The sequence below is a fragment of the Paenibacillus sp. 1182 genome (assembly GCF_017833915.1).
Lineage (GTDB): Bacteria > Bacillota > Bacilli > Paenibacillales > Paenibacillaceae > Paenibacillus > Paenibacillus polymyxa_D.
Genome location: NZ_JAFICR010000005.1, coordinates 291483 through 317677, shown reverse-complemented (window position 1 = coordinate 317677; position 26195 = coordinate 291483). Strand labels below are relative to the sequence as shown.

Here is a 26195-nt window from a genome sequence, read left to right as displayed (position 1 = left end):
TAACTTAGCCTCCGAATATAACAACAAAACGGACGCCGTCCTTGGTATTCTCCACCTTAAAGTGGAATTCGTGCAAATCCAAAATTCGTTTGACGATCGACAGCCCGAGCCCTGTCCCACCTGTCTGGCGGCTTCGGGACAGCTCAGCCCGGTAAAAGCGATCCCATATCTGCTCCAGTTGATCATCAGGAATGGTCTCACCTTTATTTTCAATGGAAAAAAAACTGATATCCCCAGCACCTTCGATACGAATCGTGATTGAGCTTCCTTCCTCAGCATGTCGTATGGCATTGACAACAAAGTTGATAATCACCTGTTCCATCCATCCTACATCGGCATGGATCGGCATCTCATTGGCGGGGATAATGACTACTTCCAGCTTTTTCTCCTTCAACAAATGGAATAGCTTGTCCACGACCTCCTCCACCAGCTCACTCAAGATAAAGGTCATCTTGCGAAGCTTGAGAGTACCCGATTCCAATTTGGCGAGGTCCAGCATATCTTTGACCAATCGCTCCATTTTGTCCGCTTCCTCTACAATGACTTTCATATAATGATCCTGCTTCCCGGCGCTAACCCCATCTTGTAATCCTTCTGCGAAGCCTTTAATGATACTCAGCGGAGTTTTCAGTTCATGAGAAGCGTTGGCAAAAAAGTCTTGTTGCACAGCCTCCATCCTCTGCTTCTGTTCCATATCCTCCACTAATTGCTGATTGGCCTCCTGAAGCTCGCGCAAAGCGGTGTCCAGGTTCTGGGACAGGGTATACATGCTGTAGGACAAGCTGCCCAGTTCATCATTCTGCCGGATTGGTGTATGGGCTGTAAAATCGAGCTTAGCCATCCGCTTGGCGGTATTATTCAAAGCAATGAGCGGGCGGGTCACCATCCGAGAATAGAACAGAGACAAAATTAGAATGAGTGCAAATCCTCCGATCCCTAAGTACAGATAAAACCAGCGCAAAGCCTCATTCGTCTCACTGATTTCCTGCAACGATGTCACAGTGAACAGGAGGTCGATCTCGCCTGTGCTCTGACGAACAGGATGGACTATAACTGCATTGCGTACCCCTGTCCAAGGTTCCGTCCAATCTTCCTCCAACACTTCGAAATTCTTAAGCTTCTCCAGATGCGACTGTGATAAAGGAAACCATTCCTCCAGCGCACTAAACAGTAAACCTTGTCGCTGACTCCATGTTTTCAGATCCGGCAGTACAATCTCTGTCACCGTACCGGAAAACCTTACACTGCCACCTGTGCTTGCCTCTTCCAAAGTTGATCCTATACTTTTGAAGCCAAGCTTCTGTATGCCGGTTGGATAAATTAAATTGGCGGAGGATATGCCTTCCGTTCCCAATCCCTCACCTTCAACCGTTACCGTATCGCCAGGCTGAAGCCGGGCAGCTCTCAGCTCATCTCCATACTCACTCATAAACAGAGACAGCGATATTTTAACGATTTTACCATCTGCTTTTCTTACATTGATATGAAACGCATCATCCAGCTTTACTTTGCCGTCCAGCGTTACAATCGCCAACTGGTTTTTATTCTGAAGCATAAAACGAGCTGCCTCACGCGAAACCCTGCCCGATCCCCAAGCCTCCTGGACATAACTTTGACCGAAGCTATGCAAACGACTTTCCACACGCCCAATCTTCTGTTTCTGATAAAAATTTTCAAAAAACAACAATTGACTTAAAATCACCATACCGTAAAAACACAGGAAAAACACAACCGTCATAATGAACAACTTAAAGGTAACTCCCCGTTTGTTCATTCTTCCTCCTCAAACCTGTAGCCAGTACCAAAAATAGTGCGGATATGGCGTGATTCACGGCCCAGCTTACTTCTCAGCTTTTTGATATGCGTATCGACAACTCGTGTATCTCCTTCAAAGTCGATGCCCCACACTCGGTTCAGTATCGCATCCCGTGAAATAACGATGCCTTTATTATGTATAAGTAGCCGCAGCAGCTCATACTCCTTGGGCGTCAGTTCGACTTCTGCCTGATCCACCTCAAGCCGATGAGCCATCGTGTTGAGAATGGCACTACCGAACCGCAAGATATGCGACTCTGGCTGCACATGTCCTTCCACCCGTTTCATCAGCGCGTTGGCGCGGGCGATCAGCACCTTGGGGCTGAAAGGTTTGGTCACGTAATCATCGGCTCCCAGTTCAAAGCCTAATATTTTATCATCATCACCGGATTTGGCTGTCAACAAAATGATCGGCACACCTGAACGGCTGCGCACCTGGCGGCATACCTCCCAACCATCCAGTTCCGGCATCATAATATCGAGTATAATCAGGTCAGGCTGCACCGAATCAAACCAGATAAGTGCATCTTTTCCATTGCCTGCTTCATAGACTTCCCAATTATTTTGTTTAAAATAATCCGCAATCACTTCACGAATACGTATTTCATCCTCGACAAGAAGAACTCTTTTCTTCAATCGACTTCCCTCTTTCGGTCATTCTAGGACACCAGTATATCAAAAACATGTGTACTTTATGTGTTCTCACCACTTCTTATTTACTGAAACTTCCCATCCGCAAATTCAACCTTGGATTAGGGCAAATTTGTCATCGCTCAGACCATCTCTTCCTCTAAGATCCTACCCTATAATAAGTTGAGATACAAAAAGCCTGACAGGAGGGTAACACATGAGCAATCAAACCATTCAGTGGTTTTCCACTTCCAAAGCTAAAGCTTGGCAATCCCAAGCTCACCATTTGACCGATACCCAAGAGAGTGCCAACCTAATCCTTACAGGAGAAACATATCAGCTTGTAGAAGGCTTTGGTGGCTGTTTTAATGAATTAGGTTATGTGGCCCTGAATCATTTGGAAAAGGACGACCGAGATCGGGTGCTTCATTCTCTCTTTCACCCAGAGGGCGAGCACAAATTCACGATATGCCGACTTCCTATTGGAGCGAGTGACTACGCGCTGGAATGGTATAGCCACAATGAAACAGACGGCGACGTGGAGATGAAGCATTTTTCCATCGAGCGCGATCAGCAGTATCTCATTCCTTTTATTCGAGAAGCGTTACAACTCAATCCGGACTTAAAGTTGTTCGCTTCACCCTGGAGTCCGCCGACATGGATGAAATCACCGAAAGCCTACAATTACGGCACGTTGCGCTGGGAAAAGGATATTTTGAAAGCGTATGCATTGTACTTTGTCAAATTTGTTCAGGCTTACCGGGAGGCAGGGATTACGATCCATCAGATTCATGTTCAAAATGAAGTCATTGCCGATCAGAAGTTTCCTTCCTGTGTATGGACCGGAGAGCAACTGCGTGAATTTATTCGCGACTATTTGGGTCCTGCTTTTGAGGAACACGGACTGGATACGGAAATTTGGCTGGGCACCATTAACGCACCCGATCCGTGGGAGGAATTAATGAAAAAGACTTCGACCGGATTCGATGAGTATGCCCATACCGTGTTAAGTGACCCCGAAGCCTACAAATATATTAAAGGTGTAGGCTACCAGTGGGCAGGCAAAAATGCCATTCAGCGCACCGTTGCCAGTTATCCTGAGCTTCGTTACATGCAAACCGAAAATGAATGCGGTAACGGAGAGAACTCATGGGACTACGCCAAATATGTATATAATCTGTACCAGCACTACTTCACCAATGGTGTGAATGCTTATATTTACTGGAATATGGTTTTGGAACCGAAAGGCAAGAGCACATGGGGCTGGGAGCAAAATTCGATGATTACCGTTGATCCAACGGATCGAAAACCTGTCCTGAATCCAGAGTATTATGTCATGAAGCATTTTTCTCATTTTGTATTACCGGGTGCCCAACGCATCGGACTTCGCGGCTCATGGACTGGAGATGCAGTCGCTTTTCAAAATACAGACGGGCAAAAGGTGCTAGTCATCGCCAACCCCTTCAGGGAATCTCGGGTACTGAACCTGTCTATCAGAGAAACAACACACCGTTTGGAACTGGAGCCAGAGTCCTTTAATACGATCGTGATTCCTTCTTAACGCCGCAGTTTTCTGGAATTATGCATATATTAGGAATATTACGTTCCTGTTTTCCGGTCCTACGTAATCATCATGCTTCACTGTCCAGTCGATCTGTATCCATATACGTATGCATAGTTTCCAAAATGGATGTATATCCTTTTGCGTATAGTAACTATAAATAGTATACTTGGAATAACTACGGACAGGAGGTCGATGAATATCACTACTGTAAAAGACCGGATTGATTTGAAGCTGATTAATTGTGATAAGGAATTGACTCTCGCCGTCATCGGTGGAAAATGGAAGCTGATTATTTTGTGGCATCTCGGTATGGAAGGCACCAAGCGGTTTGGTGAATTGAAGAAGCTGATTCCCCATATTACGCAAAAAATGCTGACCAACCAATTGCGCGAGCTGGAAGAAGATAAACTCATTCTACGTAAAGTCTATCCTGTCGTCCCTCCGCATGTGGAATATTCACTGACAGAGCATGGCGAAAGCCTGATTCCGGTACTGAGAGCAATGTACGATTGGGGATCAAACTATCGCGAGAACGTGATTTGGAAAGAAGAAGAAGCGGTTCAAGACGTCACACCCGTGTGACCAGCAAACAAGCATTTTGCGAAATGCTGAACTATATTTCACGTAGAAACAGCCTCGGGAGATCTGGGGTTGTTTTTTGTGATATAAAGACGTTCCCCAAGATAATAAGAGATATGGATGCAAGTATCCGTTTCCATTGGCATTAAAGCTCGTTTTCCGCTACATATCCTCATTTTACACTTGTATTCGTGATTTACATTACATCCGCTGTGACGTATGATTCTTCCATCCCTATTTACAGTGAACTCGAGAAGGAGGCCATTCTAGCATGAGCATGACGCTTGCCCAGCCCACAACGTCCCAAGCGACCCAATTACGCATTGGTTCCATGGAAATGATTCAATACGATTATCGTCAATTTCCTGACTCGAAACCCTATCAACACCATTGCTGTGGCTTGCTTACTATGTCGTGTAACGGCGCTCAAGGTCTGGCAGAATATGAGTTACCTGAAATTAAAGGCGCCTTTGACCTCGTCCGCTGGGCTTCCGTGTTTACCTCACTCAAGGGTCTGTCCTTAACCGAGGCTGAGCAATATATTCAGCACCACGCTGATCACTGGGGGCCTGATAAAACAGAGCTGGCTCTATCTGCCTTATCCGATCTGACTGCCCATGCGAACCTGCACATTCTCTCCCCATTAGCGACCATCCTCCCCCCTCGGATTAGTCGTTCGTATCTCATCGAGCATGGCCTGGTCTACTATTCATTCTAAATATCGTCCACCACTCCATTAGCAATCTACTTTCCAGTTCATGCAAAAAAGCCTGAGACTGTTTATCACAGGCCAGGCTTTTACACTTTCAGCACAGAGTTGATCACACTTGCAGTTTACCTGCACGAATATCGTCTGTCATTCCTTCATAAGGTGCTTGGGAAATTAATTGTTCGTTGTTCACACCCGCATTTTCGATGAATGTAATATCTGCAAATTCAGGCACCACATACTTTGGATACGTTTCATACTTTTCACGCGATTCTTCCATTAGCGGAATAAAATCGTTTTGGTAGCGCACAGTGATTTCCGGATGCTCATGAACCCATTTAGGGAAGAAAATAATGCCGTGCATACGTTTTTCTTCAGGCATAAAATTCAGAGACACGTCAGTGCCTGTCGGTTCGGTCCACGATACTTTATACACGTTTTCCACCAGTTTCGCCAGATTGACCTTCTGATCACGTACCCAGCGGCCACCTACCATACCACTATGAATGCGATAATCGATCGTATCTTCATTTTTAATATATATTTCATACTCCCAACCATTCTCATAGGTGTAAATCATGTGGCTGCCGATAAACTTGTCCATCTTGCATCCTTCTTTCCTAAATTATAATTTTTCATGAATTGAATGGGATACCAAAGATAATAAATATTCAATTCAAACATGTAAATATAAACATGTTTTTAACTACATATAAATTGTAGCACTGTGGTATACTAGTGTCAAATACCGTTTTACGAGGAGAGCTACGTTGAAACGCACTTTAAAATATGCCATTTTGGGCCTGGTTCACAAAGAGGAAATGAGCGGCTACGATATTACGAGCCAATTCAAGCAGGAAATCGGACAATTTTGGAGCGCCAAGCACAGTCAGATTTATCCCGAGCTCAAAAGGCTGACCGAAGAGGGACTCATTGAATATCGGACCTCCATTACAGGAGCCAAGCTGGAAAAAAAATTGTACTGCATTACCCCCAAAGGAACCCAAGAGCTGACCGAATGGCTGCTAAGCCCCAAGGAGTTACCGGAAACGGAAAAAGATGAGTTTATGCTTATGCTGTATTTCTCAGCGGCCATCCCCAAGGAAGAGAACAAGCGATTGTTCGAGGACCAGATTGCCAAACGTAAAGAAAAGCTGGAGTATCTGTACGAAAGTAAAAAATCCCTCCAACAGCTGGACGAGAATCTTCAATCCCCCGGCTCTAACCAATTCGGGCATTATCTGGTGCTGAGCCGTGCCATTAATCGGGAAGAAAGCTATATTACGTGGCTGGAAGAAACACTGTCCCTGTTTGAATAGCCTAAAAAACCTTCAACGTCACGTAGATTCGTGGTATTGAAGGTTTTTCTAAAATAAGTACGTGCAAACTAGTCTGCCGTCGTAATCGAAGAGCCGTAATCTTCAATATGGATATCTGTGCTAAACCGTACAGGAATGGTACTAAAAGTGGTATCCCAATCCTCTTTGACCTTACGCCAAACTTTAGGATGCTGAATCCTCAAGGCCTCTCCGAAACCTCCGACGTCAACCTTCAGCTTTTGCATTTTAGCTAACGTTTGTTCAGCTAATGAATTCACTTTCTCCTGAAAGAGACTCTCTTCTTGTCCAAGCACATTGTTGCTACGCAAATTTTCATTCTTTATATGCACCTCCGAAATGCGTCCCTCTGAGGTCATTTTTACCTGAAAGGAAATGTCATCCCCCTGAACGATGGCCTTGATCTTGCTTTTCACCGCTTTGATCTCATATGCTATATTTTTACCGGTTTTCGGATCGCTGCTTTTCAGCACGCCTCCATCCAATTGGCCTTTGATCCACATAAGACCCTCGACCTCCGACTCATTCAGATAACCACCGTAGGTTTGTGTCTTTCCCTTGATGATTCCCGCACCTGCGAGCTTGATTTCATTCTCCGCCGTAATGACATTAGGTAATATAAAGCTTCTTTCACCCTTCATGGGTCCGATCACTTTAGCCAAAGCCATGGGCTTTATCAACCGCGCGTTCCGTTTACGGTTTTGGAATATATCCTTTAATATATAAGCAGGAATCTGACCAGGAATTTTCTCCTGAAGCGCATTCCCCGCCTTGTCTGTACTAATCAGTAGCTGTACGCTGGGCCGAATGTCATTATCCCCCAAGAAAAAGTCCAGCAGCTCATACAACGGAATCTTGCGAAGCAGACTGGAGCTGATAATAATCGTTTTCAAATGTTGCCCGATGGGAGGTCGATTGGTCCGCAATGAAATTTCTCTGAGCATTTCAAAAACGGAATCCCCCGTTTCCGTAATATTAAAAAATTTTTTAGCTTGCGGGGAGGAGCTATTGGAGCCTCCGCTTTCCTCTGGGATGACAAATTGGAAGGTTCCAGTGATTAACTCTTTTTTTGGATAATCTCCTCCTTTTCGATTAATTTGCTCTTCTTGCGAAGATTCTGCCTCTACATCCATAGCAATACCTGTCATCAGATTTAGATCCTCCACCGGCGAGCTGCTCCAACAACCTGAAAGTGTACAACATACTAGGAGTGCGGTCATTCCGAGTAATCCCGACCGTGCCCTCATCATGACCGCACCTTCCTCCAGCGAGAAATAAGCAGAAGTGGCAGTGGAAGCAGAGCGAATAAAACAAAAGCTCCATTCCCCAGGATCGTTCCAAAAGAAAATAACTCATTCAGATTTTTGGGAATTTGGGATAGGAAGTAGATGATCGGAAGCAAAATGAACAGCGTCTTGGAATAAGAGCTATTCAAAATTTGAGAAACTCCGAGCGAAGCGCAATAAAAAGCAATACTAAATGTGGAAAAAATTTGCATGATCCAAATGGTCAACAACAAGGATTCGAACCGTTCCAATAACAGGTACTCCACTTCAAAACTGCGAGCCAAATCTAAAAATGGCCAGGTTCTGCTCAAGACTCCTTCGAACGAAAAAGCGCCAATGCACAGGATCAGCGTTGCTGTATAAAAAGCGACCGCGATCCCGATCGCCAGTCCGATTGCCTTGGTTGCTTTCTCGGGTTTTTCCATCCGACAAAAAATAATCAGCAAGGACTCTGTCCCCGTTAATGTCAGGATTGTAGTCTTGAGCGTTCTAACCACTGGCATCACCCCCTCCGACAAGACAGGACGCAAATTATTCAATTCGAAAATATTTAAACTCAGCAAGCATATCAACAAAAAGATAGCCGTCGTAATCGGGAATATTAATTGGCATATTTTCCCTAACGAGCTTACTCCTCCCATGCATAGGTACAGAGAGAGCCACATAAAAGGTGCTGAAATTGCCCACGCCGGAGTGCCTTCAAGCAGAAAGAACGACGTTACTTCCTCCACAGATCGGATTTCAAATGCGGCTATACAAACAAAATAAATAACAATCAGCATACCAATCCCTTTGCCAATGACTTTGCCTGTTATCCGCTGAACATACTGGTAAAAGGTACTTTCTGGAAACCTTGAACTTAGTTTGATCATAATCCATCCGAGCAGGAAAGTGCCCCCCCCTGCTAAAATGACAGATATCCACGCATCCGGTGTTTTTGCAACTTCAGTTGCTACTCTGGGAAGGGTAAGCAACCCGGCAGCCAGCATAAAGGAAACCACAATTGCCGTTGTCTGCAACGTTGTAATTTTATCCGCTTTTTTCCCACGGGCCATCTTGCTCCCTCCTGTGTTGAGCTCATCCTTGTCGCTTAGGGTCTTTATGCTTCAAAAGAATGGGTCTATTTTTCATAAATTGCAGCGGTGCTCGTATGAAGTAATCTTTCCAGTCCTTCAACGAACGGGGGACCGTTAGACTCAGGAACGGCACACCGAAGCTGTGTAATTTAACCATATGAATACTCAGCATTAGGAAAAACATGATTACGCCATACAACCCGAAGGTGGCCGCCGTAAACATGGCTCCAAAGCGCATGACACGCATGGAAATCCCAGCGCTGTATACAGGGGCTGAAAAGGAAGAAATCGCTGTAACGGCCACCACAATTACGAGAATCGGGCTTACAATCCCGGCGTTAACAGCGGCCTGTCCAATAATCAAACCGCCGACGATGCCCATCGCTGGACCGATGGGTTTGGGGAGCCGAAGTCCCGCCTCACGTAAAATTTCGATAGAAATCTCCATAATCAGGGCCTCAACCAGCGTCGAAAACGGAACCCCTTGTCTCGCACTGATAATGGAAATGACCAGCTTGGTTGGAATCAATCCGGGATGAAACGAGATAAAGGAGATATAGAGCGCCGGGGCGAACAACGATATGAAAGTTGCCATAAAACGAAGAAATCGTATAAGCGAACCCGGTATCCATCGTTCATAATAATCTTCGGGGGACTGGAGCATCATCCCATACGTTACAGGCATAAGAAGCGCAAAAGGTGTACCGTCCAGCAGAATCGCCACACGTCCCTCCAGCAATGCAGCCATGACCCGATCCGGTCTCTCCGTATTTTGAATTTGCAGAAAGGGGCTAAGAAAATTATCCTCAATAAGCTGCTCCACATAGCCCGACTCCAATACCTCATCCATATCAATGGTTTTGACCCGCCGCTTCACCTCATCCACAAGCTCCGGGTCGGCAATGTCTCTGAAATACACCACCATTAGCTGTTTTTCCACTCTTTTTCCAACTTTGAAGGACGACATGGCCAGTTCCGTACTTTCTCCATGTCTGCGCAGCATTGCGGTATTATCGCTGAGGGTCTCGGTAAAACCGACTCGTGGTCCTCGCAGCACCGATTCCGATATAGGGTCTTCCACCCCTCGTGTATTCCCTTTGGGTGTACCCAACACAAAAGCCCCTGGTATGCCCTGAATCATGAGTATGACAGAACCGAACAGCACCTTTTGCAAGGAGAACTGCACCTCTAACGTATACTCTGTTTCCGATACCAGCATGACCTGACGAATAAACATATTCCGAAGCTCTTCTCCTCTCGGAAGATCTTCCCCCCCTTGCCCGGAACTCCCCCAATCCATCAGTGGCTTTAAAATGTTCTGATCCATGCCAACCTTATCTGTTAAGCCATCCACAAAAAAAAGCGTGCCTACAGCGTTCAGTTTTTCCAGAAAAAAAGATCGTTCGTTTACATCCGACATTTCCGAGACGGCTTGTCTGACTTTTTCTATATTCGCCTCATAATCTTCGGTAAAGGTTCCCTTTTCCTTCTCTGCCTCACTTACAGACGGGTTGCGATCTGCCTGCTCCGAACGGTCTTCTTCTTCTAGAAGCTTTAATCGTTCCATACGTCTGCTCTCTCGACCATCCATCGCTTTAATTTGTCGTACCGTCAGAAAAATAATCAAAGGTATGATGAACAAAAAGACAGCTTCTATCCATACGTTCCATTTGGGTATATGAGTTCCGATGACCTGCCACACGTTCTTTCCTCCTTTACTTCCATAGGATTTGTATATAGATTTACCTGGATTAGAAAAAAGATGCATGGACGATAGGTGGGATGGAATAAATTTCTTTGCTCACAAAAGGAATAAAAAGGTGAATTTGATAGATGAACTGTAGTGTCAAATGTAGAAATCCATGATAATATCTATTCATTCTATGACTAATGTCACAAATTTGTTGAATTCGTGGTCCATTATTCGAATCTAAAAAGGAGTTGTAGGTATGAAGAATCATTTTTGGAAGAAAACCGCTGTGTTGAGTTTGTTAGCGGTCATTTTGTTAGGTGGAACGGCAATCAGTCCCAAACAGGCACATGCAGGTTATGAGCCTTATATTGGGGAAATTACGGTGTACCCGTACATGTTCGCTCCTAAAGGTTGGCTAAAATGCGAGGGCCAGATCTTGAGCATTGCTCAGAATTCAGCATTATTTAGCCTGCTGGGCACTAATTTTGGCGGCGATGGAGTGAGCACATTTGCATTGCCTGACTTGCGCGGAGCTTCCCCGTTGCCAAATGTAAACTACTACATCGCAACCGAAGGGGCATACCCGTCCCGCCCATAAGATGAATACGCTCAATAGTGTGCTATTTAATAAAGAAGAGGTGATAGCGTGCTCGAAGGCAATAACTTCACACGCAACAAATTGAAACCCTATCGGTTGCTGGTTCCATTGCTGCCATTCATCGGCGGTGCGTTCCTGCTCATAGGGACGAATGAGGCACATGCTGCCGGTTGGGAAAATGTAGTGTTGCACAAGCCTGTAAGCTCAAGCGGTTACACGCAACCCTATGATCCCTCCAGAGCGGTAGATGGGTCAATCGAGCCAACAAGCCGCTGGTATCAGGCAAGCAATGGTGAAAAATGGATCCAGGTAGATCTGAGAGATTGGTATACCGTAGATCGATATGTTGTTACAGGTATGGGTGTCCATTATGGATGGAACGATCAACGTGATCCATACAGTTTCCGATTGCAGACAAGCAGCAACGGAATTAATTGGGTGACTGTAGATACCGTCCAGAATAATGAAAGCTCTAATGTTGAAAAGAGCATTGCCCCTGTAACTACACGATACTTGCGATTAACTATTGATCAAGGAAATGCAAGAAACAATCAATGGACTTCCATCATGGAATTCGCAGCTTATGGGGAGCAATTGCCTATTCCACAGGCTCCGGGCCATTTTGCAGGAACCAAAAATGGAAATACAGTGGAGTTAAGCTGGGATGCTGTTCCTTATGCAACATCATACAAAGTCATACGAGATAGCGTAACGCTCTATACAGGCAGCTTAACCCAATTCATAGACACTTCAGCCTTGCCGCCAGGTGAAGCAATTTATACGGTTCAGGCTGTGAATGCTAAAGGGGAGAGCACTCCCTCAGAGGTTAAAGTGATTATACTTACCGATGCCGAGAGAGTTGCACAGGCAAAAGCCGCTCTTGCTTTAGGCTTTGCATCTGGAGATACAGCTGATTCGGTATCTCAAAATCTGACACTACCCCTCACTGGATTGAATGATACGACGGTGAGCTGGAGTTCGGATACTCCTGACGTCATTACGAATGAGGGGGCTGTCACACGCCCGCGGTACGATCTGGGTGACCGAAAAGTAAAACTTACAGCTACGATTGCAAAAGGAACCGCCTCGGATACTCAAACTTTCGAAGTTACCGTACCGAAGATAACTGCACATGATACATTGGATCAAGCAGCAGGTGCCCTCTCGCTTGGCGATTTGTCTGCGCTGACAGAAAATATATCTCTCCCATTATCCGGTTATGGTGGTACGCAGATCGAATGGTCCTCGTCCAAACCTCTTGTCATTGCATCAGATGGAACACTCACCAGACCCTCTTATAGTAGTGGAGATACTGACGTTATCCTAACGGCTACCCTGCAACTTGCAGGCTTAACGAAAACAAAGAATTTTACTGCGCATGTATTCCGTCTGCCCATGAGCGATACAGAAGCCGTTGACGCAGCATACAGGGCGCTTGAGTTGCCAATGACTACAGTAACCGGAGACGTATATTTGCCAAAAGACGCATTGAATGGTGTTCAGGTGTCATGGTCATCGACTCAGCCCCAGTTCCTGGATCATACGGGGCATGTAACATTCCCAAGCTATGTGCAAGGCGATCAGACCATCACGCTGGAAGCAGTTGTGTCACGAGGCGGGGTTGATCTGCGAAAAACATTCAGCCTGCTCGTGCCCGCACTGCCCGTAAGTGCTGATGAAGCCGTAAATTTGGCAGCAAATACTCTAAATTTGGATTATCCGCAAGGGATTAAGGATTCTATTGCTCTGCCTCGTACAGGAGCATTTGACACCCAGATTGACTGGTCTTCGGATCAACCAGATATCCTCAGCAACAGCGGTCAGGTGAATCGGCCTAAATATACAGACGGTGATGCGAATGTACAATTAGTTGCCATTATTTCTAAAGGTGCAGCTTCTGTACAAAGAACATTCACGATCACAGTGCTGAAGGCATTGCCGAATACACCTTACGTACGATTGAACGGCAGTAATCCAATTGTTCTGGAAACCGGCGACAGCTTCACTGATCCAGGAGCCAGCGTACTGGACAGTGTTTACGGCAATATCCTGCTCCCTGAGCTTTCAGGTAGCGGGAATGTTGATACAAATGTACCTGGTGTATATGTATTGAACTATGCTTATAGCGACAACGGGGGTTGGACGGCAGAGCCTGCAGAACGCCATATAAACGTGCTGCCTCGTGCTGTTACAGCCGCAGCAGGCAATGAGGATATAGCCTCTGTGATCGTTACAGGCGCCTTACCGAACGCACGGCTTGAGCTGTACAATGCTCAGCAGGAGCTTATAGCGGAAGGAATTGCTTCCGGAGAGGGTAGATATACATTTATACCCGTTCCTGAAGGAGCCACCTACTATGTGCTACAGAACGTAAATGGCATGAAGAGCGCTCCGTCAGGGCTAGTGTATCCGCAAGGGTTAACCGCGCAGCGCGTTGCCGATTCCATCACAAGCATAACACCTCCTACAACAAGTGATACATTGCTCAGGTTGCCTGTTGTACCTGATGGTTTCCGTGTGACCATCAGCAGCAGTAGCCAGCCAGACATCGTGCGTACAGACGGAACTATTGTTCAAGCAGGTACTCCTTCCGTTGTAACTATCATGCTGGATGTTATGAGGGTAAGTGATGGTTCTCATGCTTTGACGCAAGCCATAGAAGTCACCGTTCCTGCCAAGGTAATTGCGAATACAGGCAAATCTAACAAAGATAAGACTGAGGATCTATCTACTTTCGTGCCACAGATCGGATTTTCTGAACAAGGGAAAGAGTTCTCCCTCTTTGTTCCTTCGCCGGCATTTCTGGATGAGCAGATACAGCAAGCACTTCGTGAGGGCAAAGCATACGCAGACATTCGTTTGGAGCAGGAAAAACAAATGAGTCGTGTTCTCCTTCCTCATTCTTTACTGAATAAGTGGGATAAGATGGGTGCATCGGTAATATCCCGATATGGAACACTGAGGATATCCAGTGACACCTTAACCAGCATGGCCTCAGGTCAGCAGGACGTTACATTGTCATTCCAGCAGGTAGATGTACAGCGTGCACAGCAGATCCGTGATTGGGCTGAGCAACAATCCAGCCTGACGCTGATGGGTCCGGTTACAGACATCAAAGCTAATGTGACAGGGACATCGACCATCATTCTACCGCTGGATAACGAATCCTTAGGTGAGTTACACAATGCAGAGCCCCAGTTCTCCATTCTTGTTATTCATGAGAATGGCGAGCGTGAGATTCTAAAAGGTACTGCTGTAATGGATTCAAAAGGGATTTTGTCGGGTGTGAGTCTGAATACGACCGGGTTAGGTACCTTTGCCATCGCCACAGATGCAAAGCCTCAAACCGGTCATACCCGTGTGCAAAATGCCCCAATCAATTCGTCAGATTCGCAAGAGCTAGCTCAAGTATGGCCAGATGTACAAGGCCATTGGGCTGCGAAGTCCTTGCAATCTCTTGCAGACAAAGGCTGGATACAAGGCTATAAAGACGGCAACATACGTCCTGAGCGCGCTGTAAGCCGTGCAGAATTTGTAGCCATACTGACCAGAGCATTGGGAACTGCTGGAGATGAGAGCCCTTCTACCTCATTTACAGATATGAAGGGACACTGGGCTGGATCAGCTGTGAATTCTGCTTACCGTCAGGGATGGATTCAAGGGCTAACCGCTCAAACTTTCGGACCTGATGAAAGCCTTACCCGTGAACAGGCGATGGTGATCCTGTCACACGCGATGCAGAATCAGACATCCATTTCCAGCACTACTGCACTGCAATCCTACAAGGATGAGCAGCAGATTTCAGCGTGGGCCTCCACAGCATTCCAAAATGCAGTATCCTCCGGCTGGATCAGCGGTTATCCAGATGGAACGCTCAAGCCAAAAGCGGCTATCAGCAGAGGTGAGATGGCTGAACTGTTAGTACGTATGCTTAAATAAGAATTTTCAAGTTTCATAGATCAGATGAGTATAGCCAATACAACGCGGCCTCCAAGCTTTTCGGGGGGCCGTATTTTTTATGTGTATTTTATGTAGGAGCCTTCAACAATCATTTTTGCTTGGTCATTCACCCTTTTCGCTTCAGAAAATATATTATGAGTATCTGCGAAACGGGGCGATGAACCACCTGTCACCTCTACTGTAGGAAGAACGATCAGGAGGAGATATTTGAGCATGAAACATAAAAAACCGTTCAGGTTCAGTGGTGCATCAAAAAAAGATGAAGACTGTAAACCAACAAGAGTAAATAGAAGTATCGAAGATCTTCTCAGGCTGATTAATGAAATAACCGCGATTATCCCCATTGTGTTCGCAAACCCTTCTGCGGCTAATGTATCTTCCTTGCAACAGGTTTTAAGACGTCTGTTGTCTCTGGCGAAAAGCTTAAGGCTTCGCGGCGGGGCCAAGGCAGACTTACTGGCAGCGCTGGAGCTTGCTATTGTTGCGTTAGAAGCTACACCTTTCTCGCCGATCGGCGTAGGTACTGCACTGCAACAATTGCTGGATGCGCTATTGTCCATCGTTTTACAAGAATCCCTCGATCCTGCTCTTAAAGACAGCTTAATCAACGCGATCAGAATCGCTGGAACGATGGTTAGCAACGTATTAGGTGAAACATACTTGTCAGGGGAGCCCGGTGCACAAGGACCCCCAGGGCCTCCAGGGGTTCCAGGGCCTCCAGGACCTCCAGGACCGGTGGGACCCGGCGGTGCGCCTGGACCAGCAGGTGGACCAGGGCCACAAGGGGCTCCCGGACCTATCGGAGCGGCCGGACCTGTGGGCCTTGACGGGCCTGCGGGACCTGTGGGCGCCGCTGGGCCCGCTGGGCCTATCGGGGCCGCTGGACCGGAAGGCCCTGCCGGACCAGTCGGCGCTACGGGTGCTACGGGAGCCGATGGTCTACCGGGCGCGGTTGGCGCTGTCGGACCCGCTGGGGCCACGGGTGTTACGGGCGTTACAGGGATTACCGGAGCCACCGGCTCGGGAGCCATCATCCCGTTTGCTTCCGGAGGGCCTGCTACACTGACAACTGTTCTTGGTGGGCTGGTAGGAACCACAAGTTTGATCGGCTTCGGAAGCTCAGCTACAGGTATTGGCCTCGTAGGCGATACCATTGACCTCACAGGTACGCTTGTAGGACCGCTTATTAACTTTGCTTTTTCCGTACCACGGGATGGCGTAATTACCTCTATTGCTGGTTACTTCAGTACAACAGCTGCTCTGACCCTCTTAGCATCATCCGTTAGCATTACTGCCCAGTTGTTTAGTTCCCCAACACCTAATAATTCCTTCACAGCGATTCCCGGAGCTACCGTTATATTGACTCCCCCACTGACTGACATTGTTGCTTTGGGAACGATCTCTAGTGGTATTACTACCGAATTGGCTATACCCGTAACCGCGCAGACCCGTCTACTTATGGTCTTCTCAGCAACGGCTACAGGAGCCTCCCTCCTCAACACCGTGGTGGGTTATGCGAGTGCAGGCATTACCATTACCTGATCCAAGCCGAAAAGGGCCCAACAGGATTGTCCTGTTGAGCCCTTTTTATTTGTATTCCATCAGATGAACTAAACCGTTTCGAGCGATATTTTTACTTCTTCTCCCTCTTCACAAACAGCGAACGTTTTAACTTGTCCGTGATCAGGCTCTTGAACGATGCCTGTCTGCAGGTCAATTTTCCAGTCATATAAAGGATCATAGATATAATGACCAGATACTATCGCCTCTGTAAGAGGACCTCTTTTGGGATGAGGATTGATATTTTCAACAGCATAAAGCTCATTCTCCGAAGTGCGAAAAACAGCAATTTCGACACCTTTGATGTGGATGGTACGTCCTATTCTGATCGGAAAATCCTTACTGTGACCGACGACAAGCCATTCGGCATTTTTGATCATTTGCTTGATTGCTCCCTTCCTCAGGCATTTTAGATACAATTACACAATAGACGGGGTGACAACCTCGAATAAATTCTTGCGTGAATCCTCATCATTGATGATCTTTTTCCAAGGGTCTTCGACCTGTTGCAGTGCAAATTCGATACGTTCTACTAAAGCTTGGCGATTAGCTGTATCATGAACGACTGCTTTCTGAATCTCTTCCAGACCGATCCGTTCCACCCACTCCGAAGTACGTTCCAGGTATTGCCCTGTTTCCCGGTAGAATTGCATTACGCTGCCTACAATATCAATCAGCTCGGCGTCGGTTTTCACTTTACAGAGTGAATCAGCCAACCGTGCTTTAATACCGCCATTACCACCGATAAAGATCTCCCAGCCTCCATCATTACCTACGATTCCGATATCTTTGGTACATGATTCCGCACAGTTGCGTGGACATCCATTAACCGCTAATTTGAATTTTGCCGGGAAGTCCAGTCGTTCGAATTTCCGTTCCAACACTTCTCCCATTCCCATCGAGTCCTGTGTGCCAAACCGGCAAAATTGCGATCCAACACAGGTTTTAACCGTACGAAGTGACTTCGCGTAGGCATACCCCGACGGCATATCGAGTTCTTCCCATACTTTAGGCAGATCCTCTTTACGGACACCGATCAAATCAAGCCGCTGTCCTCCTGTTACTTTAACGACCTTAACGTTGTATTTAAGAGAAACATCTGCTATCTTCTTCAAATCTTCTGGGGTCGTTACACCGCCGTACATTCTAGGAACAACTGTAAACGTTCCATCCTTTTGAATGTTTGCGTGCAATCGCTCATTTACAAAACGGGAATCTCCCTCATTTTCATAGGTATCCGGGTTAATCATTCCCAGATAGTAATTCAGCGCTGGCCGGCATTTGGAGCAACCTTCATCATTATGCCAACCCAGTACATTCATCACTTCACGCGTAGTTGTCAGCCCTTTGGTTTTGATCGCTTCCACAATCTCGTCCCGGCTCAATGTTGTGCAGCTACATATTCCTTGCTTGGCTGACGTCTTGAAGCTGTCTCCAAGAACATATTGTAGAATCTGCTCCACGACCGGCTTACATCCTCCACAAGAACGAGTTGCTCCGGTACATGCCTTAATTTCATCGACTGTAGTCAATCCATTGTCATTAATTGCATCAACAATGGCCTTTTTAGTTACACCGTTACAGCCACACACAATTTCATCATCGGCCATCGTTTCAGCGGATGATGTTTTCGACCCGTGATTGCTGCATCCAGTACCCATGAGCTGTCCATATATTTCATCTGTCATCAATGTTTGCTGACGTACATATTTTTGCAGGCTAGCAGATTCACTCACATCGCCAAACAGTACAGTTCCAACAATCTTATTTTCACGAAGCAGCACTTTTTTGTAGGTCCGCTTCCACTCATCTTTTGCTACAATCACCGTATGTTCAGGCTGGGTTATGAATTCGCCAGCTGAGAAAACATCCACCCCTGAAATTTTGAGCTTGGTGGAAACCACCGATCCCATATAACCTTCAGTTTCCGCGCCTGCCAAATGTTTGGCAATGACACTTCCCTGCTCAAACAGCGGAGCTACCAGACCATAACAGATTCCGCGGTGTTCAACACATTCCCCTACAGCATATACATCCGGCACAGAGGTTCTCATCAAATCATCGACTACAATACCACGGTTCGTTTCCATACCACTTTGCACAGCTACCTGAATATTAGGCTTGATCCCAACCGCCATAACGACCAAATCCGCTTCCAGCTCGCTTCCGTCAGAAAACCGCAGTCCTTGTACCCGATCTTGACCGTACACCTCCGAAGTTTGCATTTGCATAGCAAACTTGATTCCCTGGCGTTCTAGTTCTGCTTTTAGCATCGCAGAGGCTTCCCGGTCTAGCTGACGTTCCATCAAATCTTCCATTAAATGAACGACCGTAACATCCATCCCCAGATTGACCAGGCCTTTAGCTGCCTCCAGCCCCAACAGACCTCCACCAATGACAGCGGCCTTTTTATAGGTCTTTGCCGCTTCCAGCATTGCCGAGCAATCGGCGATATCTCGGAAACCAATAACTCCCGGTAATTCTTTACCCGGAATAGGCAGAATAAACGATTGTGAACCAGTAGCCACCAAAGCCACATCGTAATCAATTTCCAGTCCGTCTTCGGTGAGAATCTTCTTGTTCTCACCGTCGATACTTTTAACCATTTTTCCTGTATATAAAGTAATCCCTTGATCCGCATACCATTGCAAATCGTTCAGTATGATATCATCTATTGTTTTACTACCTTCCAACACATAAGAGAGCATGATCCTGTTATAGTTCGGATGCGGCTCACTTCCCAGGACTGTAATTTCATATTTATCTGTTAATTTTAAAATTTGTTCGACCGTATTGATACCAGCCATCCCGTTCCCTATAACCACAAGCTTCTTTTTACTGTTTATCATATACCGGTTCCTCCATTCATTCGACGCTACTTCCTATCCGACGACATCTCTACGTTTCTAATGAATATTGTTTATGCTTCTATTTTAATACAGCAGATAGAGCTATATGTGATTATAATCACAATGTGGTTCGCATTAAGAATGTTTAGGGATTTCCCTATTCCGTTTCAAGGGGTTTTGCACCATTCCCTACGCTGACTCTCAGTGCTAGATAGCCCTAAAACAAAAACAGAAGTGTTTGGTGTGAGATCTGCCGTAATGATTAGATTTAAAAATAGTGTAGTTGATGATCATTTGCTCTGGTCATCGAACGAATCTTTCCAGTTCATGTGTAAATACAACCTTTATAAGGAATACTTTAGGGACAACTTGTATCTTAGAATTGAATCGTTTGGAGGTGGTCATCTTGTGGTCTAAAATAATTTCTTATATTCCGAGCTGGAGTATACTCTTTCAAGCAGGCCTCGCGTTGATTATTCCTTTAGGGATTTATTATATAAACACCTCGATTTATTCGTTTGTCGGTAGTAAGGGAGCGAAATCCAAACATTCTTCCGGTCGGCCGCTCTCCGATGAAAATAACGAAGAGCACCTTGATCAACAGAATAAACCAAACTCTAAAATTACAGGGAATTACGATTCCGATTTAAATTCGATCCGAGAGTCTATAGGCGGAAATAGTGATGTGCATTTTCGTGAGTTTATGTTGAAAAAATTTCATGCTCGGTCCGTATTAGTCTTCATAGAAGGCATGCAGGATGAAAAGCTTATGAGCAATCAGGTATTGGAGGTCTTGATGTTTGAGGGCCAGCAGGACCAACAGGAACAGCCGGAAAGTATAAGTAGCTCTTTTATAAAAGATAGCTTGATGCCACTTACGCAAATTAGTGAAGTTACCAGTATGGAGGAACTGCACGAGTTCATCCTTTTAGGTCATACTGCCTTATTAATTGAAGGAATGAAGGAAGCACTACTGGTAGGCTCGCCTAATGGCGCCATTCGCTCCGTCAATGAACCAACCTCTGAAGCACTACTTCGGGGTCCCAGAATCGGTTTTACGGAAGTATTAAGTGAAAATACTTCGATGCTTCGACGCCAGGGCTTAAATAAAAGTCTGGAAATGAAGAAATTTCAAGTGGGAAGCCGAATCAAAAAGGATCTGGTTGTCGCGTACATCAAGGATATTGTGAATCCGGATCTTCTTGAAGAAGTAAACCGCAGAATATCAAAAATAGATATGGATTTTTTGGCTGAATCCGGTTATGTGGAGCAACTCATTGAAGACAATTACTTAAGTCCGTTCCAGCAGGTTCACAACACAGAGCGACCCGACCGTGTCATTAATGCATTACTGGAAGGAAGAATAGCCATTCTTCTGGACGGGACTCCCTTTGCACTTATTGTCCCGGTGACCTTCAGTATGCTGCTTCAATCTCCCGAGGATTATTATGAACGCTGGATTCCAGGTTCACTTTTACGTTTGCTGAGATTTTTTGGAGCTTTCATAGCGCTGATGGGCCCTGCTTTGTATATCTCTTTTATTTCATTTCATCCCGGTTTGATTCCGACCAAGCTGGTCATTAGCATCATTCAGACCCGTCAAGGCGTCCCTTTTCCTTCCGTCATTGAAGTCATGATTCTGGAAATTTCGATCGAAATCCTGCGGGAAGCCGGCATCCGATTGCCCAAACCCATTGGTCCTGCAATGGGCATTGTGGGAGGCTTGGTCATCGGCGACGCTGCTGTAAATGCGGGCATCGTCAGCCCCTTCCTGGTGATTGTGGTTGCGGTAACTGCCATTTCTTCATTTTCGATACCGACATACAGTGCGGGCATTACCTTGCGCCTACTGCGTTTCGTCGGCATGCTCTTTGCAGCAATCCTGGGGATGCTCGGAACCATATTGTTCTTTCTGTTGATTTGTATCCATCTGACGAAATTGAAAAGCTTCGGCGTCCCATATGTGACTCCCTTTTCCCCGATGCGTCTAAGCGACTTGAAAGATATGTACATCCGAGCTCCTATATCTCTAATGAAACGAAGACCTGTTATGATGAAAACGCAGCAAAAAAGGCGTAGACCATGATGCCAAGACGAAGGAGGAGCTACTGTGTTTAGACGCTCTGATGACAAGATCACAACGAAGCAGGCGGCTGTATTCCTGACCAATACCGTATTGGGCGCAGGGATTTTGACACTGCCGAGGGGTGTAACTGAACAAGTACAGACTCCTGATGCATGGCTTTCTGTCCTCATCGGTGGAGGTATTGTCATATTCGTCGTCTGGGTCATGGTGAAATTAAGTCAACAGTTTCCCGGAAACACCATATACCAATACTCCAGAAGAATTGTAGGCACTGTTCCGGGAGGAATCTTAAGCGTGCTATTGATTATATACTTTATAATCATTGCCGGCTTTGAAATACGTGTGTTAGCTGAAGTGACCATGTTTTTTCTACTCGAAGGCACACCCATCTGGGCGATTGTGATTCCATTTATCTGGGTAGGGAGTTATTTAGTTTTTGGAGGCATTAATCCCATCGTGCGACTGTACCAGATTGTACTTCCAATCAGTCTTTTCTTTCTGCTTTTTTGTTTTCTCTTTAGCTTAAGGATTTTTGAAATTGATCATCTTCGTCCCGTATTGAGTGAAGGGGTTTTACCCGTCATCAAGGGACTGAAATCAACTATCCTTGTTTTCAGTGGATGTGAAGTCGTCATGACACTGGTCGCTTTTATGCAACACCCCGAGAAAGCATTTAAGGCCATGGTAGTGGGGATCAGTATCCCTTTAATTTTGTACTTTTTGACCGTAGTTATGGTCATCGGCGGGCTATCGGTAGATTCCACTGTGACAAGTACTTGGCCTACCATTAATTTGATGCGCAGTTTTGAAATCCCCGGATTTCTTTTTGAACGTCTAGAGTTTCCACTGCTAGTGATCTGGATGATGCAAATGTTTTGTAATTCCTGCAGTTTTTTCTTCAATGCATCCTTAGGTGTTTCACAGGTGTTTGGTTTTAAATATCGTTATGCGGTTTTCGGTTTAATCCCGCTAATCTTTATCTCCACAATGACTCCTGTTCGTATGATGGAAGTGTTTAGCCTGGGCGATGCGATCGGATATATGGGAATCCTATTATTTATTTTGATTCCGGTATTTCTCTCCATTGTGTTCATGATCAGGAAGAAGGGAATGAAGCAAAATGTGTAGACGACCTATCCTATCTGTACTGCTTGCCTTTATTCTTCTGGTGACTCAAGTCGGTTGTTGGAGCAGCAAAGAAGTAGAGGAACTTAGCATATATACAGGACTTTCTCTGGATAAGGGGGAGCTCACTCCATTGGAACAGGATCTGGAGAAGAAAGGTAGCCGTTACTTCAAGAAAAATAAAATTACGGCCAGCGTACAAATCGTCCCCAAAAAATCATCTGGAAGCCCAAACCAACAAGGCGGAGGAGGGGGACAAGAGCCAAACTATAACAACATAACTGGCACAGGAGATTCTTTGCTTGAAATCTTCCGGCAGCTCTCTCTCCGTTTGGATCGCCCCGTTATTGGCCACCATCTAAAGGTCATGGTGGTTGCTACCGATTTGGCGAAAGAACAGACGATGCAGCAATTGATGGATTTTGCGCTTCGTGATAATGATATTCGCCCGAGTTGCTTGGTCTTCTTAAGCAAGGGACGAGCAGCTAGTACTTTAGTTACCAAATATAAGGAAGAAGTCCCATCCATTCATATTCTGTATATGCTTCGTAACCATTTCAGAACCAGCAAGGTAATGAGGGGGGTCAATTTGTCTGAATTGGATGGGATGATGCATTCCAAAAAAAGCTATATATTGCAAAACATCACTGAATCCGATGGGGAATTGGAATTTTCAGGTGCTGGTATTATTAAAGGAGATACCGGTCACTGGATAGGCAGTTTGGACCAACAAGACGTGGAGAGTATTGGCTGGATTACAGGTGATGTTAAGGGCGGAGCTGTAAAAACATATGACAAGCGGAATGAAGCTATCACTTACGAAATCAAATCGGTAAAAAGCAAAATAACAACGAAGGTGACTGAGAGTAACGATATCTCGTTTCACGTAGAAATTGAATCCAAAGGACGTTTAATCGAAAACTGGGATGATAAAGCCGACCCGACTGAGACACAAAACATGAAGGAGGCTGAGAAAGAGTTTGAAGAACAAGTGACTAGCAGGATTAAGTCTCTTATGCACAAATTACAGTCAGAATATAAAGTCGATGTTGCCGGTTTTGGTGATCATTTGCATATTGAGGAACCGCAGGTGTGGAAAAAAGTAAAGGATGATTGGGATTACAAATTCAGCAAAACACCCGTAACCTTTGATATAAAATTATCCATTACGGATTTAGGTTCATCTGCTGAATGAAATAGTCGCTCCTGAATTTACAGAAGCGACTACACACTTAATTCAAATTGATTTTAAATACATCCCCTGCATTGCCACCCAAAACGATCAAGCCACCTTTGGGCAGTACAACCGAATTGTTATTGCTAGCAGTTGAAAATTGTACAACTGCTCCGTTTTCATCATAGACAGCGAACCCTCCGCTTGTTGGAAAATCAACGGTCATCGTTTTATTGGCTGAGTTTTTATCTATTTTATACCATGTGGCTTGGCCATTAGATGGTACAGTGTGCACTGATTTTCCTCCCAAGATAGGTTTAGCAGCATCTTCACTGATATAGGATTGTCCATCTATGGTTAAATACTCCGAACCATCCTTGGTATAAAAATTCAGATCAAATGCATCTCTTCCACTCATAACTGGAATCTCAACGGCATTTACTGCTTTATTCTCATTCACAATTTTAGTACCACTTGCGTATCCATCATGATCAACGGATATTTTTTTCGTTATAAATGAGGGGGCCAGATAAAATATGGAAGATATCTTTTCATCCAAAGCATAATAAATTCTCCCGTTTCTGTTTTCCCATGCCTTTTTAACTGTGGGATTTACAGGATTGGCATCTAGCTTTTGATATTCATAAGTCACCATAACCATTTGACCTAATCCCGGAAAGTCTAAATATAGGTTAGCCTTAATATACGTTTTCCCGTTTTTTTGTTTGTCAAAGCTTATGGCTACACTGCCATCACTGCTTTTGAATTGTCCATTGCCTGTATACACATATTTTTGCGCCGGGACGAATCCATCCAAGAAAGCAGGTAAATCAAACTCACCGTTTTTAATCTCTACATTGATGGTTGTACCCACAGAACCGTATAATCCCGAATAAGAAAGTAAATCAGATGGCATTTCCACTTTTACAGGAGGCTCAAATGTTTTCTCAGGTATGATGTCTTTAATGATGCCCTTATCTTTTAAAAGTTCCAATAAAATGTTAGAAGCAAAAATACTATCTAAGATGGAAGACCCTCCAGATGAAAGCACAGCCATAGAAATATGATGCTCTGGTATGGTGATCAAAGTAGAGTGATACAAAACAGTATCCCCACCCTTGGATAACGCAGTTATTCCGTAATCACTAAACGGTGCCAACTGAACCGCATCCCAACCAAGTCCATAATTAAAGCTGTTTGTCTCTTCAGGTACCCATATTCCTTTTCGATATTCATGACTTTGCATGGACTTCGCCGATTGGGCAGATAGAATATCGGGTCTGTTCCCCGTTAACACTTCTGAAAACATAGCCACCTCTTCTGCGGTGGAGTATAAGCCCCCTGTCCCGATGACATTGGCATTTTCAACCGGTAAGGCCCCCTCAATCGCAGGAAAATAAGTTTTGGACAGCTTTTGTCTATCAAATTGATCGAGAGGTGTTTTGGTAGATTTCAAACCCAAAGGGGTACTCATATGCTTTGCCAGGAAATCGGTGTAACTTAGACCGCTCACCCGCTCAACTAATATTTCAAGCAATTGAAATCCATCATTGGTATATACGGAATATTCGCCAGGGTTTGATTTTAAAGTTTCTGATTGCAACCTTAGCAAGAGCTCATCATGATTTTCTGTATCATTGTTATTAAATAACATACTATTTTTATAGTGAGCACCATAAAGACCTGACGAATGATTTAACAGCATACGCGGTGTAATTTGTTTGTATCTTTCATCAGACATTTTAAAGTCCTTAATGTATGTTGTTAATGGCTGATCAATATCTACCTTATGGGCATCCACCAGCATCATCGTTGCAGCAGATACATACATTTTGCTTGTAGAGCCTATACCGAACATCGTATCTTTGGTGATCGGCTCGTTGGTTGCTTTATTCTTTACACCCACGCTATCCGATAATACGATGTTTCCATGATCCATAATGGCATACTGCACACCGCTAACACCGTATTTGGATACCAGCTCCGAGGCCAGACTGCGAGCCTTTTCCTTGATAGGTTCATCAGTGCCTTGAGCAAAAGTATTCGTCATCGGCAGTACAAAAAGCATAGCAGAAACGAACACAGCTATTATTTTCTTCATTCCATATTTCCTCCTCTTATAGCTTCACCAGATTTTATGACTGACCTGATCAT

The 26195-nt window shown here is 45.2% G+C and carries 19 protein-coding genes; 10 read left to right on the top strand and 9 right to left on the bottom strand.

Annotated elements, in window-relative coordinates:
- Nucleotides 1-4: 4 nt before the first annotated feature.
- Both JOD82_RS12805 and JOD82_RS12800 read right to left on the bottom strand, forming a co-directional pair.
- Complete coding sequence (locus JOD82_RS12805) at nt 5-1774, bottom strand: sensor histidine kinase (protein WP_069010940.1); 1770 nt, start codon at nt 1772-1774, stop codon at nt 5-7.
- Nucleotides 1771-2451 (bottom strand): response regulator transcription factor, encoded by a 681-nt coding sequence (locus JOD82_RS12800; protein WP_029515868.1) that lies wholly within the window; start codon nt 2449-2451, stop codon nt 1771-1773. Before JOD82_RS12800 ends, JOD82_RS12805 begins: the two co-directional genes overlap by 4 nt.
- A gap of 211 nt (nt 2452-2662) precedes the next feature.
- Between JOD82_RS12800 and JOD82_RS12795 the strand changes: the two genes are divergently transcribed.
- From JOD82_RS12795 to JOD82_RS12785, 3 genes are all read left to right on the top strand, one after another.
- A complete protein-coding gene (locus JOD82_RS12795; RefSeq protein ID WP_069010939.1) occupies nt 2663-4006 on the top strand; it encodes a glycoside hydrolase family 30 protein in 1344 nt (447 codons plus the stop codon).
- Between the two features lie 195 nt (nt 4007-4201).
- Entirely contained in the window at nt 4202-4591 is a 390-nt protein-coding gene (locus tag JOD82_RS12790) for a winged helix-turn-helix transcriptional regulator (RefSeq protein ID WP_029515870.1), read from the top strand.
- 268 nt (nt 4592-4859) lie between these two features.
- Complete coding sequence (locus tag JOD82_RS12785) at nt 4860-5306, top strand: hypothetical protein (protein ID WP_029515871.1); 447 nt, start codon at nt 4860-4862, stop codon at nt 5304-5306.
- Nucleotides 5307-5409: 103 nt separating this feature from the next.
- On the opposite strand, the gene JOD82_RS12780 is transcribed toward JOD82_RS12785, so the two are convergent.
- Nucleotides 5410-5901, bottom strand: a complete 492-nt coding sequence (locus JOD82_RS12780; protein WP_029515872.1) for a phenolic acid decarboxylase — start codon at nt 5899-5901, stop codon at nt 5410-5412.
- A 166-nt stretch (nt 5902-6067) separates the two neighbouring features.
- Between JOD82_RS12780 and JOD82_RS12775 the strand changes: the two genes are divergently transcribed.
- Entirely contained in the window at nt 6068-6616 is a 549-nt protein-coding gene (locus JOD82_RS12775) for a PadR family transcriptional regulator (RefSeq protein ID WP_069010937.1), read from the top strand.
- Nucleotides 6617-6684: 68 nt separating this feature from the next.
- Here the strand turns inward: JOD82_RS12775 and JOD82_RS12770 are convergent, their stop codons facing one another.
- Genes JOD82_RS12770 through JOD82_RS12760 form a run of 3 tightly spaced genes read right to left on the bottom strand, consistent with a single transcriptional unit; the run spans nt 6685 to nt 10698 of the window.
- Nucleotides 6685-7884, bottom strand: a complete 1200-nt coding sequence (locus JOD82_RS12770; protein ID WP_029515874.1) for a Ger(x)C family spore germination protein — start codon at nt 7882-7884, stop codon at nt 6685-6687.
- Nucleotides 7881-8975 carry a GerAB/ArcD/ProY family transporter gene (locus JOD82_RS12765; protein WP_029515875.1) on the bottom strand — a complete coding sequence of 365 codons (1095 nt, stop codon included), beginning with the start codon at nt 8973-8975 and terminating at the stop codon, nt 7881-7883. The genes JOD82_RS12770 and JOD82_RS12765 overlap by 4 nt, the downstream gene beginning before the upstream one ends.
- A gap of 22 nt (nt 8976-8997) precedes the next feature.
- The gene (locus JOD82_RS12760) at nt 8998-10698 is read right to left on the bottom strand and encodes a spore germination protein (RefSeq protein ID WP_209949405.1); all 1701 of its coding nucleotides are present in this window, start codon (nt 10696-10698) and stop codon (nt 8998-9000) included.
- A gap of 247 nt (nt 10699-10945) precedes the next feature.
- Between JOD82_RS12760 and JOD82_RS12755 the strand changes: the two genes are divergently transcribed.
- The 3 genes from JOD82_RS12755 to JOD82_RS12745 all read left to right on the top strand — a co-directional run bounded on the left by JOD82_RS12755 (nt 10946) and on the right by JOD82_RS12745 (nt 16789).
- On the top strand, nt 10946-11287 hold the full coding sequence (locus tag JOD82_RS12755) for a phage tail protein (RefSeq protein WP_209949403.1): 342 nt from the start codon (nt 10946-10948) through the stop codon (nt 11285-11287).
- A gap of 48 nt (nt 11288-11335) precedes the next feature.
- Entirely contained in the window at nt 11336-15226 is a 3891-nt protein-coding gene (locus JOD82_RS12750) for an immunoglobulin-like domain-containing protein (protein ID WP_209949401.1), read from the top strand.
- Nucleotides 15227-15460: 234 nt separating this feature from the next.
- A complete protein-coding gene (locus tag JOD82_RS12745; protein ID WP_209949399.1) occupies nt 15461-16789 on the top strand; it encodes an exosporium glycoprotein BclB-related protein in 1329 nt (442 codons plus the stop codon).
- 68 nt (nt 16790-16857) lie between these two features.
- On the opposite strand, the gene nirD is transcribed toward JOD82_RS12745, so the two are convergent.
- A complete protein-coding gene (nirD, locus tag JOD82_RS12740) occupies nt 16858-17187 on the bottom strand; it encodes a nitrite reductase small subunit NirD (protein ID WP_029515880.1) in 330 nt (109 codons plus the stop codon).
- A 39-nt stretch (nt 17188-17226) separates the two neighbouring features.
- Nucleotides 17227-19656, bottom strand: a complete 2430-nt coding sequence (gene nirB / locus JOD82_RS12735; RefSeq protein WP_209949397.1) for a nitrite reductase large subunit NirB — start codon at nt 19654-19656, stop codon at nt 17227-17229.
- Between the two features lie 406 nt (nt 19657-20062).
- Between nirB and JOD82_RS12730 the strand changes: the two genes are divergently transcribed.
- Genes JOD82_RS12730 through JOD82_RS12720 form a run of 3 tightly spaced genes read left to right on the top strand, consistent with a single transcriptional unit; the run spans nt 20063 to nt 24062 of the window.
- Complete coding sequence (locus JOD82_RS12730; RefSeq protein ID WP_209949395.1) at nt 20063-21742, top strand: spore germination protein; 1680 nt, start codon at nt 20063-20065, stop codon at nt 21740-21742.
- 24 nt (nt 21743-21766) lie between these two features.
- On the top strand, nt 21767-22870 hold the full coding sequence (locus JOD82_RS12725; protein WP_029515883.1) for a GerAB/ArcD/ProY family transporter: 1104 nt from the start codon (nt 21767-21769) through the stop codon (nt 22868-22870).
- The gene (locus tag JOD82_RS12720) at nt 22863-24062 is read left to right on the top strand and encodes a Ger(x)C family spore germination protein (RefSeq protein WP_209949393.1); all 1200 of its coding nucleotides are present in this window, start codon (nt 22863-22865) and stop codon (nt 24060-24062) included. Before JOD82_RS12725 ends, JOD82_RS12720 begins: the two co-directional genes overlap by 8 nt.
- Nucleotides 24063-24099: 37 nt before the next feature.
- On the opposite strand, the gene JOD82_RS12715 is transcribed toward JOD82_RS12720, so the two are convergent.
- Nucleotides 24100-26142: a serine hydrolase domain-containing protein gene (locus JOD82_RS12715; RefSeq protein WP_209949391.1), complete on the bottom strand. Its 2043-nt coding sequence runs from the start codon at nt 26140-26142 to the stop codon at nt 24100-24102.
- Nucleotides 26143-26195: the final 53 nt, after the last annotated feature.